Origin of the sequence: Aeromicrobium terrae (genome assembly GCF_008039565.1) — a bacterium.
Lineage (GTDB): Bacteria > Actinomycetota > Actinomycetes > Propionibacteriales > Nocardioidaceae > Aeromicrobium > Aeromicrobium terrae.
In genome coordinates this window covers 200,944-218,839 of the sequence record NZ_VDUX01000006.1, presented here as the reverse complement: position 1 = coordinate 218,839, position 17,896 = coordinate 200,944, and the positions used below count along the sequence as shown (strand labels likewise).

The 17,896-nt window shown below is 70.0% G+C and carries 17 protein-coding genes; 9 read left to right on the top strand and 8 right to left on the bottom strand.

Features of this window, described 5'->3' with window-relative positions; genetic code table 11:
* Window positions 1–21: 21 nt before the first annotated feature.
* On the top strand, window positions 22–1,164 hold the full coding sequence (locus FHP06_RS13335; RefSeq protein ID WP_147687274.1) for an acyl-CoA dehydrogenase family protein: 1,143 nt from the start codon (window positions 22–24) through the stop codon (window positions 1,162–1,164).
* Window positions 1,165–1,182: 18 nt separating this feature from the next.
* Here the strand turns inward: FHP06_RS13335 and FHP06_RS13330 are convergent, their stop codons facing one another.
* Window positions 1,183–2,112: a lysophospholipid acyltransferase family protein gene (locus FHP06_RS13330; RefSeq protein WP_147687273.1), complete on the bottom strand. Its 930-nt coding sequence runs from the start codon at window positions 2,110–2,112 to the stop codon at window positions 1,183–1,185.
* A gap of 62 nt (window positions 2,113–2,174) precedes the next feature.
* On the opposite strand from FHP06_RS13330, the gene FHP06_RS13325 reads away from it, so the two are divergent.
* A complete protein-coding gene (locus tag FHP06_RS13325) occupies window positions 2,175–2,933 on the top strand; it encodes a hypothetical protein (protein WP_147687272.1) in 759 nt (252 codons plus the stop codon).
* On the opposite strand, the gene FHP06_RS13320 is transcribed toward FHP06_RS13325, so the two are convergent.
* Window positions 2,920–3,636, bottom strand: a complete 717-nt coding sequence (locus tag FHP06_RS13320) for a MerR family transcriptional regulator (RefSeq protein ID WP_147687271.1) — start codon at window positions 3,634–3,636, stop codon at window positions 2,920–2,922. The genes FHP06_RS13325 and FHP06_RS13320 overlap by 14 nt on opposite strands.
* A gap of 121 nt (window positions 3,637–3,757) precedes the next feature.
* On the opposite strand from FHP06_RS13320, the gene FHP06_RS13315 reads away from it, so the two are divergent.
* Both FHP06_RS13315 and FHP06_RS13310 read left to right on the top strand, forming a co-directional pair.
* Window positions 3,758–4,972 (top strand): acetyl-CoA C-acetyltransferase, encoded by a 1,215-nt coding sequence (locus tag FHP06_RS13315; protein ID WP_147687270.1) that lies wholly within the window; start codon window positions 3,758–3,760, stop codon window positions 4,970–4,972.
* Between the two features lie 78 nt (window positions 4,973–5,050).
* Window positions 5,051–7,243, top strand: coding sequence for a 3-hydroxyacyl-CoA dehydrogenase NAD-binding domain-containing protein (locus tag FHP06_RS13310; protein WP_147687269.1), 2,193 nt, complete (start codon window positions 5,051–5,053; stop codon window positions 7,241–7,243).
* A 6-nt stretch (window positions 7,244–7,249) separates the two neighbouring features.
* Here FHP06_RS13310 and FHP06_RS13305 read toward each other — a convergent pair whose 3' ends face one another.
* Window positions 7,250–8,623 (bottom strand): serine hydrolase domain-containing protein, encoded by a 1,374-nt coding sequence (locus tag FHP06_RS13305; RefSeq protein ID WP_222706483.1) that lies wholly within the window; start codon window positions 8,621–8,623, stop codon window positions 7,250–7,252.
* Window positions 8,624–8,703: 80 nt separating this feature from the next.
* Here FHP06_RS13305 and FHP06_RS13300 point away from each other — a divergent pair, with 80 nt between their 5' ends.
* From FHP06_RS13300 to FHP06_RS13290, 3 genes are all read left to right on the top strand, one after another.
* Window positions 8,704–9,429 carry an SDR family NAD(P)-dependent oxidoreductase gene (locus FHP06_RS13300; RefSeq protein ID WP_147687267.1) on the top strand — a complete coding sequence of 242 codons (726 nt, stop codon included), beginning with the start codon at window positions 8,704–8,706 and terminating at the stop codon, window positions 9,427–9,429.
* Window positions 9,430–9,493: 64 nt separating this feature from the next.
* Window positions 9,494–10,489, top strand: a complete 996-nt coding sequence (locus FHP06_RS13295) for an ATP-binding cassette domain-containing protein (RefSeq protein WP_147687266.1) — start codon at window positions 9,494–9,496, stop codon at window positions 10,487–10,489.
* On the top strand, window positions 10,486–11,319 hold the full coding sequence (locus tag FHP06_RS13290; RefSeq protein WP_147687265.1) for an ABC transporter permease: 834 nt from the start codon (window positions 10,486–10,488) through the stop codon (window positions 11,317–11,319). The genes FHP06_RS13295 and FHP06_RS13290 overlap by 4 nt, the downstream gene beginning before the upstream one ends.
* On the opposite strand, the gene FHP06_RS13285 is transcribed toward FHP06_RS13290, so the two are convergent.
* From FHP06_RS13285 to FHP06_RS13275, 3 genes are read right to left on the bottom strand one after another with little or no spacing between them, the layout of a single operon-like run.
* Entirely contained in the window at window positions 11,295–12,779 is a 1,485-nt protein-coding gene (locus FHP06_RS13285; protein WP_147687264.1) for an SDR family oxidoreductase, read from the bottom strand. The genes FHP06_RS13290 and FHP06_RS13285 overlap by 25 nt on opposite strands.
* Window positions 12,780–12,793: 14 nt before the next feature.
* On the bottom strand, window positions 12,794–13,621 hold the full coding sequence (locus FHP06_RS13280) for an SDR family oxidoreductase (protein ID WP_147687263.1): 828 nt from the start codon (window positions 13,619–13,621) through the stop codon (window positions 12,794–12,796).
* Window positions 13,618–14,985 carry a cytochrome P450 gene (locus tag FHP06_RS13275; RefSeq protein WP_147687262.1) on the bottom strand — a complete coding sequence of 456 codons (1,368 nt, stop codon included), beginning with the start codon at window positions 14,983–14,985 and terminating at the stop codon, window positions 13,618–13,620. Before FHP06_RS13275 ends, FHP06_RS13280 begins: the two co-directional genes overlap by 4 nt.
* A 68-nt stretch (window positions 14,986–15,053) precedes the next feature.
* Between FHP06_RS13275 and FHP06_RS13270 the strand changes: the two genes are divergently transcribed.
* Window positions 15,054–15,686, top strand: coding sequence for a TetR/AcrR family transcriptional regulator (locus FHP06_RS13270; protein WP_187271930.1), 633 nt, complete (start codon window positions 15,054–15,056; stop codon window positions 15,684–15,686).
* On the opposite strand, the gene FHP06_RS13265 is transcribed toward FHP06_RS13270, so the two are convergent.
* Complete coding sequence (locus tag FHP06_RS13265) at window positions 15,687–16,058, bottom strand: VOC family protein (protein WP_147687261.1); 372 nt, start codon at window positions 16,056–16,058, stop codon at window positions 15,687–15,689. It abuts the gene before it with no gap.
* Window positions 16,058–16,918, bottom strand: a complete 861-nt coding sequence (locus FHP06_RS13260; RefSeq protein ID WP_147687260.1) for an SDR family oxidoreductase — start codon at window positions 16,916–16,918, stop codon at window positions 16,058–16,060. Before FHP06_RS13260 ends, FHP06_RS13265 begins: the two co-directional genes overlap by 1 nt.
* 83 nt (window positions 16,919–17,001) lie before the next feature.
* Here FHP06_RS13260 and FHP06_RS13255 point away from each other — a divergent pair, with 83 nt between their 5' ends.
* Window positions 17,002–17,895 carry an alpha/beta fold hydrolase gene (locus FHP06_RS13255; protein ID WP_147687259.1) on the top strand — a complete coding sequence of 298 codons (894 nt, stop codon included), beginning with the start codon at window positions 17,002–17,004 and terminating at the stop codon, window positions 17,893–17,895.
* Window position 17,896 lies beyond the last annotated feature (1 nt).

The window sequence follows — 17,896 nt, the reverse complement described above, 5'->3', positions numbered from 1 at the left end:
TCGGGCCAAGAAAGGACTGACATGGACCGCAACATCTTCGAGGCCGACCACGACGCCTTCCGCGACACCGTCCGCGCGTTCCTCGAGAAGGAGGTCGCGCCGCACCACGAGCAGTGGGAGAAGGACTCGATCGTCCCCCGCGAGGTCTGGACGAAGGCGGGCGAGCTGGGCCTGCTCGGCTTCATGATGCCGGAGGAGCTCGGCGGCGGCGGGATCGACGACTTCCGCTTCAACGTCGTGCTCGGTGAGGAGATCACCAAGATCGGCGCGAGCGGCCTCGGCTTCGTCATCCAGACCGACCTCGTCTCCGGCTACCTGCAGAAGTACGCCACCGACGAGCAGAAGCAGCGCTGGTACCCGACGTTCTGCAGCGGCGAGATGATCACCGCGATCGCGATGACCGAGCCCGGCACCGGCTCCGACCTGCAGGGCATCAAGACCACGGCCAAGCGTGAGGGCGACGAGTACGTCATCAACGGCGCGAAGACGTTCATCACCAACGGCATCAACGCCGACTTCGTCATCGTCGTCTGCCAGACCGACCCCGAGGCCGGCGCGATGGGCTTCTCGCTGATCGTCGTCGAGCGCGGGGCCGAGGGCTTCGAGCGCGGCCGCAACCTGGAGAAGATCGGCTTGAAGGCGCAGGACACGGCCGAGCTGTTCTTCGACAACGTCCACGTCCCCGTCGACAACCTGATCGGCGAGGAGGGCAAGGGATTCATCTACCTGATGGAGAACCTGCCGCAGGAGCGCCTGAGCATCACGTACATCGCCGCCGCTGCGACGCGCCGGATCATCGACATGACGGTCGACTACGTGAAGGAGCGCAAGGCGTTCGGCAAGCCGATCGGCTCGTTCCAGAACTCCCGGTTCGCGCTCGCCGAGCTGGAGACCGAGCAGCAGATCGCCCAGGTGTTCGTCGACCGCTCCATCACCGAGCACAACGCCGGCAACCTGTCCGTCTCCGACGCGGCCATGGGCAAGTGGTGGACGACGGAGCTGCAGAAGCGCGCCGTCGACACCTGCCTCCAGCTGCACGGCGGCTACGGCTACATGAGCGAGTACCCGATCTCCAAGGCGTACCTCGACACCCGCATCCAGACCATCTACGGCGGCACGACCGAGATCATGAAGGAGATCGTCGGCCGCACGATGGGGCTGTAGGCGAAGCGACGTAGGGGGTCAGCCGAAGAGCGGGAAGGCGCGCTTGCGGGCGAGGGCGTCCATGCCGGCCTGGATGCTGTCCTCGACCTCGCGGTACTTCTGCTCGACGTAGTCGTCGTCCTCGGCGCGGTCGGGGTCGTGGTCGAGCTCGACGGCGGGCATGAGCCGGGTGCGGATCTTCGCCGGCAGCGGGAACTGCGGCAGGGCCGCCGGGGCGATGCCCCAGGGCAGCGAGACGGCGATCGGGAAGACCTTGAGCCGGAGCGCCTTGTCGAGGCGCAGGGCCTTCGACAGCTTGTCGCCGCGGATCAGCACCGGCATCGCGTCGGCCCCGCCGACCGTGGCGATGGGGACGATCGGCACGCCGGCGCGGATCGCCATCTTCACGAAGCCGGTGCGGCCGGCGAGCGTCGCCTGGTCGCGCTCGCTCCACGGGCGCAGCGAGTCCACCTCGCCACCCGGCCACAGGGCGACGTCCTTGCCCTCGGCGAGCGCCGTCGCGATCGAGTCCGGCGCCGCGGGCAGCACGCCCATCGCGCGGAAGTACTTCCCGATGAGCGGCGCGGCCATCAGCACGTCGTGCGCGGTGCCGAGCAGCGGGCGCTCCATCCCGTAGTGCCGCCACCACTGCACGCCGACGGTCCAGGCGTCCCAGACGAACGGCGCGCCGGAGTGGATGCCGACGAGCAGGACGGGCGTGTCGGGCACGTTGTCCCAGCCGTCCATCTCCATCCGGAAGTAGTGGTCGACGAGCGTGTTCCAGAGGAACTTCTGGCGCTGCATGACGGTCTCGTCGGGGCCGTCGGTGCTCCACTCGCCGGCACGCTGGGTGATCCATCCGGCCACGCCGTCGTCGGTCTTGGCGCGCCGCTCGTCCATCTTCTGCTGCGCGCGCTCGGCGTGCTCCTCGGCCTGCCGGCGCACCTGGGGGCTCCGCTGGTCGCTCATGCTCGCGACGCTAATCCGGATGCTCGGGCCTCGCGATCCGACGAGCCTCCTATGATCGCCGCGTGACGAACGAGACGACCGGTGCCGACTACCGCGTCAGCCCGGTGCGACGGGTGGCCCAGCGCGTGCTCAGCCCGGAGCTGCGTCGCCGGCTGTGGCTCCGCCTCACCCGCGGCAAGCGGCTCACGGACCTCTACCTGTGGGCCGACCCGCGCTTCCGGCCGCAGCGCCCGACGCGGCACACCGACCTGGTGATCGACGGCATCGCCCGTTCCGCGAACTCCTACTCCTACGTCGCGCTGCTGCACACGCAGCCCGGCCTCTCGATCGCGCACCACCTGCACACGCCGCGGGCCATCGAGCGCGGCGTCGAGCTCGGCCGCCCGACGATCGCCCTGGTGCGCGAGCCGCGCGCCGTGACCGCGTCGGTCATGCAGTACGACGACACCGGCACCGCGGCCGAGTTCCTCGACGCCTACCTCTCCTACTACCGCCGGGTGCTGCCGCTCGTCGACCGGATCGTCCTGGCCGACTTCACCGAGGTGATCTCCGACTTCGGCGCCGTCATCGAGCGGTGCAACGAGAAGTTCGGCACGAGCTTCGTCCGCTACGTGAAGACCGACGCGGACGAGGCGGCGATCGCGGCGAAGATCGACGAGATCATGGCCGCCACCACGCCGGAGGACCAGATCGAGGCGAAGGCCCCGAGGCCGTCGGCGAAGCGGCGCACCGCCGACGAGATGCTCGCCGACCTCGACCCGGAGTCGCAGCAGCTGCTGGCCGAGGCCGAAGAGCTCTACGCGAGGCTCAGCGCCGCCTGATCACGTCGCGCTTGGCCTCGTCGACCGCTTCCTCGTAGGCCGTCACGAGCGCCTGCACCGTCAACGGCTTGAACCGCTCGATCATCGACGTGATGGCCTCGGTGGGGCGGCCGGAGTCCTTGAGCAGCGGCCACACCTGGGTGCGGAAGACCTCGGTGAGCTCGTTCGCGATGGCCTGGCCGTGCTCGGTGAAGATCCGGCGCGCGGCGAGGGCCGCGTCGACGGGGAAGCCGAGCTCGAGGAATGCGATGCCGACGGCGAGGTGCGCCGGCGCGAGCTGGAAGACGTCCTCGGTGGGCGTCGGCTCGACGACGCCGATGGCGACGAGCAGCTCGATGTCGTCGTCGGCGAGCGGCCGGCCGGCGCGGGTCTCGAGCTCGGCACGGGTGATGGTCTCCGGCAGCCCCGGAGCCCAGGGTGCGAGCAGCGTGCGGTGGACGGCGACGTCCTCGGGGGAGGCGTCGGCCGGGATCCGCTCGAGGTATCCCTCGATCGCCGAGAGCGTGAAGCCGTGCCCCTGCAGCTCGCGGACGAGCTCGAGCCGGGCGATGTGGTCCGGCCCGTAGTAGCCGTTGCGGCCCTCGCGCCGCGGCGGCGGGATCAGCCCGCGGCCGGCGTAGAAGCGGACGGTGCGCACGGTCATGCCGACGCGCGACGCCAGTTGCTCGACGCTCAGCGTCTCCACCGGATCGGTGATCGTCATGCCTCGGTTCCCTCTCGATGACCGGGGTGCAGGCGTGATCCATTCCACGGGACCCGACCTACCACTCTGACAGTCATGGTGTCACAATCGTTGGCAACTCTACTTCTGTGAGGACTCATCCATGACCGAGGCATTCGTCTACGACGCCATCCGGACGCCGCGTGGTCGCGGCAAGAAGACCGGCTCCCTCCACGAGGTGAAGCCGATCTCGCTGGTCACCGGCCTGATCGACGAGATCCAGAAGCGCAATCCGTCGCTCGATCCCGCCGGCATCGAGGACCTTGTCCTCGGCTGCGTGTCGCCGGTCGGCGACCAGGGCGCGGACATCGCGAAGACCGCCGCGCTCGCCGCGGGGCTGCCCGACACCGTCGCCGGCGTCCAGCTGAACCGCTTCTGTGCCTCCGGCCTCGAGGCCGTCAACCAGGCCGCGCAGCGCGTCCGCTCCGGCTGGGAGGACCTGATCCTCGCCGGTGGCGTCGAGTCCATGAGCCGCGTGCCCATGGCCTCCGACGGCGGCGCCTGGGCCATGGACCCGCGCACCGCGTTCGACACGGACTTCGTGCCGCAGGGCATCGGCGCCGACCTGATCGCCACGATCGAGGGCTACAGCCGCGAGGACGTCGACACGTTCGCCGCCGAGTCGCAGGCGCGCGCCGCGAAGGCCATCGCCAACGGCTACTTCAGCAAGTCCGTCATCCCGGTCGTCGACGCCAACGGCCTGACGATCCTCGATCACGACGAGTTCGTGCGTGAGGGCACCACCGTGGAGAGCCTGTCCGGCCTCGCCCCGTCCTTCGAGGGCATCGGCGACTTCGGCGGCTTCGACGCCGTCGCGCTGGAGAAGTACCACCAGGTCGAGAAGATCAACCACGTCCACCACGCCGGCAACAGCTCCGGCATCGTCGACGGCGCCGCCCTCGTGCTCGTGGGCTCCGAGGCCGCCGGCGAGCGTCACGGCCTCACCCCGCGCGCCCGGGTCCTCGCCACCGCGGTGAGCGGCTCCGAGCCGACGATCATGCTCACCGGCCCCGCCCCGGCCAGCCGCAAGGCGCTGGAGAAGGCCGGCCTGTCGGTCGAGGACCTCGACCTGATCGAGATCAACGAGGCGTTCGCCGCCGTCGCCATGAAGCTGATGAGCGACCTCGGCGACTACCCGCACGACCAGACCAACGTCAACGGCGGCGCCATCGCCATGGGTCACCCCCTCGGCGCCACCGGCGCGATGATCCTCGGCACGCTGATCGACGAGCTCGAGCGTCGCGACAAGAAGTACGGCCTCGCCACGCTGTGCGTCGGCGGCGGCATGGGCATCGCCACCGTCGTCGAGCGCCTCTGACAGTGCTCGATCTGCCGCCCACGGCCCGGCACCCCCGCCGGGCGCCCTTGCTCTTCACGACCACCAGAAGGAACCACCGTGACTGAATCAGCCGTGCGCTACGAGAAGGCCGACGGGATCGTCAACCTCGTCATCGACGACCCCTCGCAGAGCGCCAACACGATGAACCAGGCGTACCGCGACTCGATGGAGAAGGCCGTCAACCAGCTGGTCGACGAGATCGCGTCCGACGGCGACTCCATCAAGGGCGTCATCGTCTCGTCGGGCAAGAAGATGTTCTTCGCCGGCGGCGACCTCAAGCTGATGACGCAGGCGACGCCCGCCGACGCCGACGACATCTTCGAGAACATCGAGTCGATCAAGGCGACGCTGCGCAAGCTCGAGACGTGTGGCAAGCCGGTCGTGGCGGCCATCAACGGCGCCGCGCTCGGCGGCGGCCTGGAGATCGCGCTGTCCTGCCACCACCGCGTGGCGGCCGAGGGCGGCTACGAGATCGGCCTCCCCGAGGCGACGCTCGGCCTGCTCCCCGGCGGCGGCGGCGTCACCCGCACCGTGCGCATGTTCGGCCTGCAGGACGCCCTGATGGGCATCCTGCTGCAGGGCCCGCGCATGAAGCCGGCCCAGGCGCTGGAGAAGGGCCTGGTCGACGAGGTCGTCGCGCCCGACGCGCTGCTCGACGCCGCCAAGGCGTGGATCGAGTCGGTGCAGGGCGACGAGGAGGCGGCCACGCAGCCGTGGGACCGCAAGGGCTACAAGATCCCCGGCGGCGCGCCGTCGAGCCCGAAGCTCGCGCAGTTCCTGCCGGCGTTCCCGTCCAACCTGCGCAAGCAGGTCAAGGGCGCCGACTTCCGCGCGCCGAAGAACATCATGGCCGCCGCGGTCGAGGGCGCCCAGGTCGACTTCGACACCGCGAGCCGGATCGAGTCGCGCTACCTGGTCGAGCTCGTCGTCGGCCAGCAGTTCAAGAACATGACGCAGGCGTTCTTCTTCGACCTCGGGTCGATCAACGCCGGTGGCTCCCGCCCCGAAGGCATCGAGCCGCGGAAGTTCACCAAGGTCGCCGTGCTCGGCGCCGGCATGATGGGCGCGGGCATCGCCTACGTCTCGGCGAAGGCCGGCATGGAGGTCGTCCTCAAGGACGTCAGCCTCGAGGCCGCCGAGAAGGGCAAGGCGTACAGCGAGAAGCTCCTCGCCAAGCAGCTCGAGAAGGGCCGCACCACGCAGGAGAAGGTCGACGAGTTCCTCGGTCGCATCAAGCCCACCGACGACTACGCCGACCTCGAAGGCTGCGACCTCGTCGTCGAGGCGGTGTTCGAGTCCGTCGAGCTGAAGCACCAGGTCTTCGGCGAGCTGGAGCCGATCGTCAACGCCGACGCGCTCCTCGGCTCCAACACGTCGACGCTGCCGATCACCGAGCTGGCCGAGGGCGTCAAGCGTCCCGAGGACTTCATCGGCATCCACTTCTTCAGCCCGGTCGACAAGATGCCGCTGGTCGAGATCATCGCCGGTGAGAAGACGAACGACGCCACCATCGCCGGCGCGCTCGACTACGTGCAGGCGATCAAGAAGACGCCGATCGTCGTCAACGACAGCCGCGGCTTCTTCACCAGCCGCGTCATCGGCCAGTTCGTCAACGAGGGCCTGTCGATGCTGACCGAGGGCGTCGCCCCCACGTCGATCGACCGCGCCGCCACGCAGGCGGGCTTCCCGACCGGCGTGCTGCAGCTCAGCGACGAGCTCAACCTCGAGCTGATGAAGAAGATCCGCATCGCGTCCAAGACGGCGGTCGAGGCCGAGGGTGGCACCTGGGTGCCCGTCCCGGCCGAGGACGTCATCGACGCGATGATCGACGAGGGCCGCAGCGGCCGTCTCGCCGGCAAGGGCTTCTTCGACTACGACGAGAACGGCAAGCGCGCCGGGCTCTGGGAGGGCCTCGCCGAGAAGTTCCCGGTGGCCGACGAGCAGCCGGACTTCCGTGACCTGAAGGACCGCCTGATCTTCTCGATGTCGCTCGACACCGTGCGCTGCCTCGAGGAGGGCGTCCTGCGCACCGTGCCGGACGCGAACATCGGCTCGATCTTCGGCATCGGCTTCCCGCCCATGCTCGGCGGTGCGATCCAGGCCATCAACGGCTGGGAGACCCCCGACGGCCGCATCGGCGTCGAGGCGTTCACCGAGCGCGCGCAGGAGCTCGCCCAGAAGTACGGCGAGCGGTTCGAGCCCCCGGCGCTCCTGCTGGAGAAGGCCAAGAACGGCGAGAAGTTCGCCTGAGCGGACTCACCCCGCAGCGGCCAGGCCCGGGAGGGCCTGGACGTTGCGGATGAGCCCTTGCGTGGGGATCGTCCCGTCGCACACCAGCACGTTGCAGGACGGCGAGGCCAGGAGGCTCCGGAGCAGGACCTTGGGGCTCAGGAAGTTCATGGGGTTCAGGTCGAGCTGCAAGCGGTCACCCCGGAACGGTCCGGGGTCGGGCACGTCGACGTCCCGGAAGGCCTTGAGGAGGCTGCGGAAGAAGGTGTACTGCATCTCGTCCGACGGGCCTGCGCCGAGCAGCGTCTGCGGGTTGAGGGCGATGTTGCCGAAGTAGCCGGTGGTCACGACGGTGAGACCGAGACTCGGCACCATGATCGCCAGCTGTCCGCCGGTGCCGTTCATCTCGTACGTGTCGACGGGTGCGCTGGGCACCATCCGATGGTCGACGGTCTGCGCGCTCGGGATGTCGGCGCCGGTGCAGGGGGTGCCGCGGTTGGTCCAGAAGAGGAACCCGTAGCACCCGTTCGTCGGCGACGGCTGGCTGACGGCCTTGACGTAGTCCGCCGGCACGACCCGGGTGCCGCGCCACGTGCCGCCGTTGCTCATCAGCAGGGCTAGCCTCGCCAGCTGCTTCGGCTTCATGAACAGGTTGCTGTAGCCGTAGACCAGGCCGGACCGGTCCCGCAGCCAGAAGTAGGACCCGTCCCGGATGCCGATCGGCCCGAACAGCCGACGCTGTGCGTACTCCTGGAGGTCCTCGCCGACGGCCCGCTGCACGACGAACCCGAGCAGCGAGATGTTCAGCTGCGAGTACTGGAACGTCGTGCCCGGCTCGTGCACGAACGGCTGCGCGAGGGCCTGGCGTGGCTGGCTCGGGTCGAGACCGAGGGTGAGGGCCTCGGCGAGGATCGCCTGGTCGAGCCCGCTGCTCTGGGTCAACAGCTGGCGGACGGTGAGGGCGCGATGCTTCGGGGAGCCCCAGGACGGACCCTCGGGGAGGTACCTGCCGATGGGGTCGTCGAGGGAGAGCTTCCCGTCGCCGATCGCGATGCCGGTGAGCAGCGACGTGACCGACTTGGTGACGCTCCACAGGTTGTTCGACACGTTGTCGGTGATCGGCGTCAGGGCCGACTGGGCCACGAGACAGTTGTTGCGGAACACGCGGACCGACAACCGGCTCCGCAGGCTGAGCTGGTTGACCGCACGGCGGAGCTGCGTGACGTCGAGGTCCTGCTGCTCGGGGGTGGCGGTGCGGAAGGGCTCGCCGGCTGCCGGGAGCTCGCACCGCGCTGCGGGCGCTGCGGCGGCCGGGTGGGCGACCAACAGGCTCGCGACGAGGAGCAGCGCAACCACCGCGATGCGCTCGGAACGGCGCAGCTCGACTCGCGTACGGCCCACGGGTGTCATCTTGGCACAGCCGCACCGCGCGTCCGGTGCTCTAGTCTCGGCTCGACCACTACAAGGATGAGGTGATCGGCATGACCTCCACGCGTCGGTTCGAGGGCCAGCGGGTCGTCGTCACGGGGGCGGCCGCCGGTGTCGGGCGTGCCGTGGCGGAGCTGTTCACCGCCGAGGGCGCGTCGGTGGTGGGGCTCGACCTCAATGCCACCGACGGTGTCCTCGCCTGTGACGTCAGCGACGCCGAGTCGGTGAGCTCGGCCGTCACCGAGGCCGCCGAGCGGCTGGGCGGCATCGACGTCGTGGTCAACGTCGCCGGCATCGACCAGTTCCGGAAGTTCGACGAGCTCGACCTCGCGACCTGGCACCGCCATCTCGGCGTGAACCTCACCGGGCCGATGCTCGTCAGCCAGGCCGCGCTGCCGCACCTGCGGGAGAGCCACGGAAATGTCGTCACCATCGCGTCGGTGGCCGGGCTCCGGGCGCAGCCATACCAAGCCGCGTACTGCTCGTCGAAGGCCGGCGTGATCGCGCTGATGAAGTCGCTGGCGCTCGAGCTCGCCGCCGACGGCATCCGGGTCAACACCGTCTGTCCGGGTGGGGTCGAGACCGAGCTGCCGGTCAAGGCCGCGGCCGAGCACGTCGACTCCGACCTCGACTGGGGACTGCTGATGGAGACCGCCGGCGCGCGGTACGGCTCGATGCCGCCGAGCGACGTCGCGGACGTCGTCGCCTACCTGGCCTCCGACGCCGCCGCGTCCGTCACGGGCGCGGTGCTCACGGTCGACCGGGGCTTCAGCGCCTGACGCGCCTCTATTCCTATTCGGAACAGTGGGCTAAAGTGTCCGAGGTGAACGGGAGCATGCAGTCATGACGTCACCTGCGGTCGAGGCGATCGACCTGGTCAAGCGCTTCGGCGAGAACACGGCCGTCGACGGCGTGAGCTTCGTCGTGCCCGAGGGCACGGTGCTCGGCCTGCTCGGACCCAACGGCGCCGGCAAGACCACCACCACCCGCATGCTCACCACGCTGAGCGTCCCCACCAGCGGCACGGCCCGCGTGGCCGGGCACGACGTCGTGAAGGAGGCGGACGCCGTCCGCCGCAGCATGGGCCTGGCCGGTCAGGCCGCCACGGTCGACGAGCTGCTGACCGCTCGCGAGAACCTCAAGCTCATCGGCCGGCTGTACGGGCTCCCCAAGACGTACGTCCGCTCCAGCATCGGCGAGCTGCTCGAGCGGTTCGACCTCGTCCAGGCGGCCGACCGCCCGGTCAAGACGTACTCCGGCGGCATGCGGCGCCGCCTCGATCTCGCCGTCAGCCTGATGGCCGCACCGCCGGTGCTGTTCCTCGACGAGCCCACCACGGGCCTCGACCCGCGCAGCCGCACCGAGCTGTGGGAGGTCCTGCGCGAGCTCGTCCGCGAGGGCACCACGCTCGTGCTCACCACGCAGTACCTGGAGGAGGCCGACCACCTCGCCGACGACATCATCGTCATCGACAAGGGACGCGTCATCGCGGCCGGCACCCCGACGCAGCTGAAGGACCAGGCCGGCGCGGCCAGCGTGGTCGTCACCCTCACGCACGCCGCCGACCTCGAGCGCGCCGAGGGTCTCGTCCGCGACCACTCGCCCGAGGTCCACGTCGACGTCACGGCGCGCCGGATCACCGCCCAGGCCGACGGGCTCGGCGACATGTCCCGCATCGGCGCGGCGTTCCAGGAGGCCGGCATCGAGGTCGACGACCTCGGCCTCAAGCGCCCGAGTCTCGACGACGTGTTCCTGCACCTCACCGGCCACCGTGCTGATCATGATGGGGCCGAGGGCGAGCCGTCCGAGACCGACGAGCTCGAGGAGGCCTTGCGATGACCAGCATGCTCACCGCCCAGCGTCCGCCGATCAACCCGCCGTCGATGCTGCGCGCGTCGGCCACGATCGTCTGGCGCAACCTCATCCACATCAAGCGGATGCCGGAGATGCTGCTCGACGTCACCGTGCAGTCGGTGATGTTCGTGCTGCTGTTCGCGTATGTCTTCGGCGGGTCCATCAACCCGCCCGGTGACGTCTCCTACAAGGAGTTCCTGCTCCCCGGGATCATGGTGCAGACGATGATCTTCACGTCCGCCATCGCGGCCATGGGTCTCACCAACGACCTGCAGAAGGGCATCGTCGACCGGCTCAAGTCGCTGCCGATCTCGCGCTCGTCCGTGCTGGTCGGCCGCAGCATCTCCAGCCTCATCCACTCCAGCATCGGCATCGCCGTCATGGCCGTCACCGGCCTGCTGATCGGCTGGCGCGTCCGGGAGAGCGTCGGCGAGACGGTGCTCGGCTTCGGCCTGATCCTGCTGTTCGGGTTCGCGATGATCTGGCTCGGCATCTACGTCGGGTCGCTGATGCGCACCGTCGAGGCCGTGCAGGGCTTCATGTTCACCGTGATGTTCCCGCTGACGTTCGTGGCCAACACGTTCGCGCCCACCGAGCAGATGCCGTCGTGGCTGGCGGCGGTCGCCGAGTGGAACCCGGTGTCCGCGCTGACGCAGGCCTGCCGCGAGCTGTGGGGCAACGGCGTCACCGCGCCGTCCGACGCCGCGTGGCAGCTCCAGCACCCGGTGCTGATGTCCGTGGCGTGGTCGCTGCTGCTGACGGCGATCTTCGCGCCGCTGGCCCTGGGCGCCTACCGCCGCCGCTCGCGCGACTGATCCGCCTGCTCGGCGGCGCGCGCGATGTTGCGCTGCATCCCGCCGAACACGATCCCGTGGAACGGCAGGATCGCCCACCAGTAGAGGTGGCCGAGGAGGCCGCGCGGGTGGAACAGCGCGCGGTGGTGGAACGTCGTGGTCCCGCCGTCCGTCGAGCCCACCTGGAGCTCGAGCCACGCCAGCCCGGGCAGCTTCATCTCCGCGCGGAGCCGCAGGAACGACCGGTCGTCGGTGGCCTCCACGCGCCAGAAGTCGAGGGCGTCGCCGACGACGAGGTCGCGTGAGTCGCGCCGGCCGCGCCGCAGGCCCGGCCCGCCGACCATGCGGTCGAGCAGGCCGCGGATCGTCCAGGCGAGGTTCCAGGAGTACCAGCCGTTGTGCCCGCCGATGCCCTCGATGACCGACCACAGCGCCTCCGGCGAGGCGTCGACCTCCCGCGTGCGCTCGTCCTTGTAGAGCGAGCCGCCCGACCAGTCCGGGTCCGACGGCAGCGGCTCCGAGGGCGCGCCGGGGGTGGACGCCGACGACCACCGCGTCGGGACGTCGAGGTCCTGGATCTTGGTCAGCGCGAGCTGGACGGAGCGCTCGTAGCCGATCAGTCCGTCGGGCGGGTCGGGGACGTGCTGGGCGATGTCGTGGTCCTGCGCGACGACGGTGTTGCGGAGCGACTCGACGAGCGGCCGCGCCAGTGACGCGGGGACCGGCGTGATCAGTCCGACCCAGTGCGACGACAGCCAGGGCGACAGCACGGGCACGGGCAGCACCCGGCGGCGCGGCAGCCCGGCGACTTTCGCGTAGCGCTGCATCATGTCGAAGTAGGTGAGCACGTCCGGCCCCCCGATGTCGAAGCGCCGGTTCACGTCGGCGGGCATCGAGGCGCTGCCGACGAGGTAGCGGAGCACGTCGCGGATGGCGATCGGCTGGATCCGCGAGCGCACCCAGCGTGGCGTCACCATCACCGGCAGCCGCTCGGTCAGGTAGCGGAGCATCTCGAACGACGCCGACCCCGACCCGATGACGACGCCGGCCTGCAGCACCGTGGCCGGCACCGCCGACTCCAGCAGCACGTCGCCGACCTGAGCGCGTGACTTCAGGTGTTCGGACAGCTCCTCGTCCTGTGGGATCATCCCGCCGAGATAGACGATCCGCGTGACGCCCGCCTTCTCGCTCGCCTCCGCGAAGAGCGCGGCCGTCTCCTGCTCGGTGTCGGCGAACCCGGCGCCCGTCCCGATCGAGTGCAGCAGGTAGTACACGACGTCCACGTCGGCCACGGCCTTGGCGACGTCGTCCGGCTTCCCCGCATCGCCGACGGCGATCTCGACGTCGTCCGCCCAGGCGTGCGCCCGCGCCTTGCCCTCGTCGCGGACGAGGACGCGGACGTCGTGCCCGGCGTCGAGCAGCTCCGGGACGAGCCGCCCGCCGATGTAGCCGGTCGCACCGGTGACGAGGCTGCGGGTCATCCCGACAGTCTGGTTCAGCTCTCGCGAGCGCGCTCCTCGTACGCGGCACGGGCCGCGGAGTCGGCGTTCACGAACACGGAGTCGGCCTTCATGCTCTTGGCGATCGCGAGCTGGAGGCGCTTGGGCAGCATGCCGGTCATCTTCATCATCGACTGGCTGTACCGGGGCACCCACTGCTCGGCCTTGGGCTTGCGGATCGTGGCCTCGACGACCTTGGCGACGTCGTCGGCCGTCACCGGCTTGACGCCGCGCGAGTCCGGAACGCCCGCCGAGAGCTCCGTCTTCACGATGCTCGGGAGCACGAGGCTCACGTCGATGCCCTGCGGAGCCAGCTCGGCCCGCAGCGACTCGCTCAGGCCGACGACGGCGAACTTCGACGCCGTGTACGAGGCGCCGTTCGCCACCGCGTAGCGGCCGACGACCGACGCGATGTTCACGATGTGCCCGCTGCCGCGCTCGATCATGCCGGGCGCGACGGCCTTCGTGCCGTTGATGACGCCGTGCAGGTTGATGTCGACGATGCGGCGGGTGACCTCCTCCGGCTCCTTGAGCAGCGAGCCGATCGGCATGATGCCGGCGTTGTTGACCAGGACGTCGAACGGGCCGACGCTCTCGACCTCGCTCAGGAAGCTCGCCCAGGACGCGGCGTCGGTGACGTCGAGGTGGGCCGCGACGACGCCGTGGCCGATCTCCTCGGCGGTGGCCTTCGCGACCGCGTCGTCGCGGTCGCCGATGGCGACGCGGGCACCCTGAGCGACGAGGCGCTCGACGATCGCGCGGCCGATGCCGCGGGCACCTCCGGTGACGATGACGGACAGGGTCGAGATGTCTCGACGGCTCATGCTCGGACTCCAAGGGGGTAAAGGTCGACGGGAAGTCCGTCGGACGGGAAGGGGAGGGAGTGGTAGTTCATCGGGGCGACGTAGTCAGGGTCGACCGTCCAGGAGAACCGGCGCAAGAGCTGGTGGATGATCATCTTCACCTCGGTCTCGCCGAAGTACATGCCGATGCACTTGTGCACGCCGCCGCCGAACGGCTGCCACGCGAACCGGTGCACCTTGTCCTCGCGACGGTCCTCGGCGAAGCGTTCCGGGTCGAACCGGTGCGGGTCGGGCCAGTACTCCTCGAGGTAGTGCGAGAGGTGCACGCCGACGGACACGTACCGGTTGGCCGGGATGGTCTGGCCGCACACCTCGGTCTCCTTGACCGTGTAGCGGGCCTGGCCGGGGACCGGCGTGACGAGCCGCAGCGACTCCTTCATCACCAGGTCCAAGGAGGTGAGCTTCTCGATCTCGTCGTACGTCGGGAACTCGCCGAGCGCCATGGACTCCTCGCGGCAGCGCTCCTGCCACTCGGGGTTCTGGCCGAGGCGCTGGAGGATCGTCGTGGTGGTGATGGTCGACGTGTCGTGCGCGGCCATCATCAGGAAGATCATGTGGTTGACGACATCGTCGTCGCTGAAGCGGTGGCCGTCGTCGGTCTCGACGTGGCACAGGATCGAGAACATGTCCTTGCCCTCGGACTCCCGGCGCGACGGGATGTGGCGGCGGAAGAACTCCTCGAGGAGCTTGCGGCCCTTGACCCCGCGGTTCCAGCGCGTGCCGGGCACGGGGTAGCGGACGAAGCCCATGGCGGCCTGGACGCAGTCGATGAACGCGTCGTTCACGCGGCGGAGCTCGCCCGATTCAATCCAGCCTTGTCCTGAGCCTGTCGAAGGGTCGGCGCCGCCCATGAAGACCTGGGCGGCGACGTCGAGGGTGAGGTCCTTCAGCGGGCGGTAGACCGGGAACTGCTGCTGCGGCGTCCAGGCGTCGAGGCCCTTCGCGACGGCCGGACCCATCGCCGTCGTGTAGTCGATCAGGCGGTCGCGGGTGAACGCCTCCTGCATGATGCGGCGGTGGTGCAGGTGCTCCTCGAAGTCGAGCAGCATCAGGCCGCGGTCGAAGAACGGGCCGATCAGGTAGCCCCAGCCGGGGCCGTTCGCGAACGCCTTGTCGACGTTGCGGAGCGCGGCCTCGCAGGCGTCGGGTCCGAGCAGCATCGTCCACTTCCGGCCGACGAAGTTCATCTCCGAGACGGGCCCCTGCGTGCGGTACCGGTGCGCCATCGTCGCCAAGGGGTCGTGGAAGTAGGCGAGCGTCGCGCCCACGAACGGGATGAACCGGCGGAGCGGTGCGCGGGGTGCTGGTCGGTCGGCGACAGCCATGGAGCCTCCATCTGACAGGATGCGCTGTCAGTTTGTCGAAGGTCCCTGTGCGCTGTCAAGATGTCGGCGTGAGCAGTCGTGAAGCGGTCACCGCGCGCAGCTATGGCGGTCGCACCGCCGACGAGCGCGTCGCCCAGCGGCGAGCCGCTCTCCTGCGCGCCACCACCGACCTCATGGCCTCCGAGGGCGAGGCCCGCACCACCATGACGGCCATCTGCGCACGAGCCGGGCTCACCGAGCGCTACTTCTACGAGAGCTTCTCCTCGCGCGACGAGGCGATGATGGCGGCGCTCGACGCGGTGTGCGACGAGATCGTCGCGGCCACCCTCCGGGCGATCGCCGAGACCGACGGCGCCCCGGAGCAGCGGGTGCACGCGGCCGTCGAGGCGTTCGTCGACATCGTGGCGGGCGACCAGGCCAAGGGGCGCGTCGTGGTGATCGAGTCCAACGCCAACGAGTCGCTCCGCGCCCGCCGGCACGAGCTGCTCGACGACTTCGCCACCCTTGTGGCCACCGAGGCCCGGCGCGTCTACGGTGACGACGCCTGGCCCGAGCCGCGCGACCACGTCCAGGGTCTGATGTTCATCGCCGGCCTGGCCGAGCTCGTCGCGGCGTGGCTCACCGGTGCGGTCGAGATGACCCGCACCGAGCTGACCGAGGCGGGCAGCGACTCCTTCGCCGCGCTCACCCGACGGCGGTGATCAGCCGCCGACCGGCGGCGCCCAGCCGGGCCGCCTGATCAGGCAGAACGGGTGCCCGGCGGGGTCGGCGTACGTGTCGCCCGCGAGGTGCCGGGCGCCGAGCCGCACCAAGTGGCCCCGAGCGGCCTCGAGGTCGTCGACCATGACGTCGAGGTGCAGCTGCTGCGGGATCTCCGGGTCCGGCCACGTCGACGGGGCGTTGTCCGGCGCGCGCTGGAACGCCAGACCCGACGACGTCGTGCTCGCCGAGACGACCACGAAGTCGCCGTCGTCGAACGTGATCGGCTGCCCCAGCACCTCGGACCAGAACTCGGCGCACGCCTGCGGGTCGCGGGCGTCCACGATCGTGTGGTGCAGTCGGCCGATCGCCATCAGTGCAGCCGCAGGTCCGGGTTGTGCGGGCCCTTGGGCTCGACCCAGAAGTCGAGGGCAAGGTCCTTCTCCTCGCCGCCGTTCAGGTAGACCGAGAAGTCGGTGACGCCGGCCTCCTCGAGCACGTCGTCGTCGATGTAGAAGTTGCCGGTGCACTCGCGCGCCGGACGGGTGAGGATCTCGTAGGCGGCGTCGGCCATGATCTCCGGCGTGCGTGAGTGCGACTCCAGGCCGCTGCCCACGACGTTCCGGACCGCCGCGGTGTCGATGGCGGTGCGCGGCCACAGCGAGTTGGCGGCGATGCCGTCCTCGCGGAGCTCCTCGCTCAGGCCGAGCGTCACGAGGCTCATGCCGAACTTCGCGATCGTGTAGCCGGTGTGCCGGCCGAACCACTTCGGGTCCGTGGAGATCGGCGGCGAGAGCGTGAGGATGTGCGGGTTGCGCGTGGACTGGCGGAGCCACGGGATCGACAGCTTGGCCAGCAGGAACGACCCGCGACAGTTGATGTCGTTCATCAGGTCGTACGCCTTCATCGGCAGCTCGTCGGTGTTCGTCAGGTTGATCGCGCTGGCGTTGTTGACGACGACGTCGATCCCGCCGAACTGGGCGGCGGTCTGCTCGACGGCCGCGGCGGCGAAGTCGTCGTCGCGGATGTCGCCGACGATCGGCAGCGCGTGGCCGCCGGCCTCCTCGATCGCGGCCGCCGCCGTGTAGATGGTGCCGGGAAGCTTCGGGTGGGGCTCGGTGGTCTTGGCGAGCAGGGCCACGTTGGCTCCGTCGCGCGCCGCCTTCACGGCGATGGCCTCTCCGATGCCCCGGCTGCCGCCGGACATGATGATCGTGCTGTCAGCCAGCGACATGGAGTTCTCCTGACGTCCGCCGGGCGATATCGTGCGGAGTGCGCACAAACAGTCAAGGGTGACTGTAACTGGAAGGGCACGGCATGGATACCCCCACGTGGTTCACCGACGCGGTCGACGCGCCCCGCGACGAGGCCGAGGTCGCGGTCGACGGCGCGCGCATCGTCTACCGCGCCTGGGGCAAGCCCGGCCTCCCGCCCGTCGTCCTCGTGCACGGCGGTGCGGCGCACGGCGGCTGGTGGGACCACATCGGCCCGCACCTGGTGGCCGAGAGCCGCGTGCTGTCGATCGACCTGTCCGGGCACGGCGACAGCGACCGCCGCGAGACGTACTCGCTGGAGACCTGGGCGGACGAGGTGCTCGCCGTCGCGCGGGCGGAGTCCGACGTCGAGCCGATCATCTTCGGCCACAGCATGGGCGGGTTCGTCGCGCTCACCGCGGCCCGCGACCACGGTGCGGAGCTCGCCGGCGCGGTCGCCATCGACTCGCCGGTGCGCGAGCTGTCGCCGGAGGTCAAGGAGTGGCTCGCGTCCGGGCGCGACGTCCCGCCGAACAAGATCCACCCCACCCGCGAGGAGACCGAAGCGCGCTTCCGGACCCTGCCGAAGGACGAGTCCTCCCTGGAGTACGTCCGTCGTCACATCGCCGCCGGCTCCGTGCGTAAGGTCGACGGCGGGGGTGCCGGGCCGCGGGCGGCAGGTGAGACCGGCGGGTGGACCTGGAAGTTCGACCCGCACATCTTCCTGCGCTCGCAGATGGAGCCGGAGGACCTTGCGACGACCGCGTGCCCCGTCGCCCTCGTGCGCGGCGAGCGGGGTATGGCCACCACCGACATCACCGAGGTGGTCAAGGGCCGGCTCGGCGGTCACGTGCCGGTGACCGTCGTCCCCGACGCGGGGCACCACATCATGCTCGACCAGCCGATCGCCCTCATCGCCCTGCTGCAGACCCTGCTGGGTCAGTGGCGCGCCTCTTGAC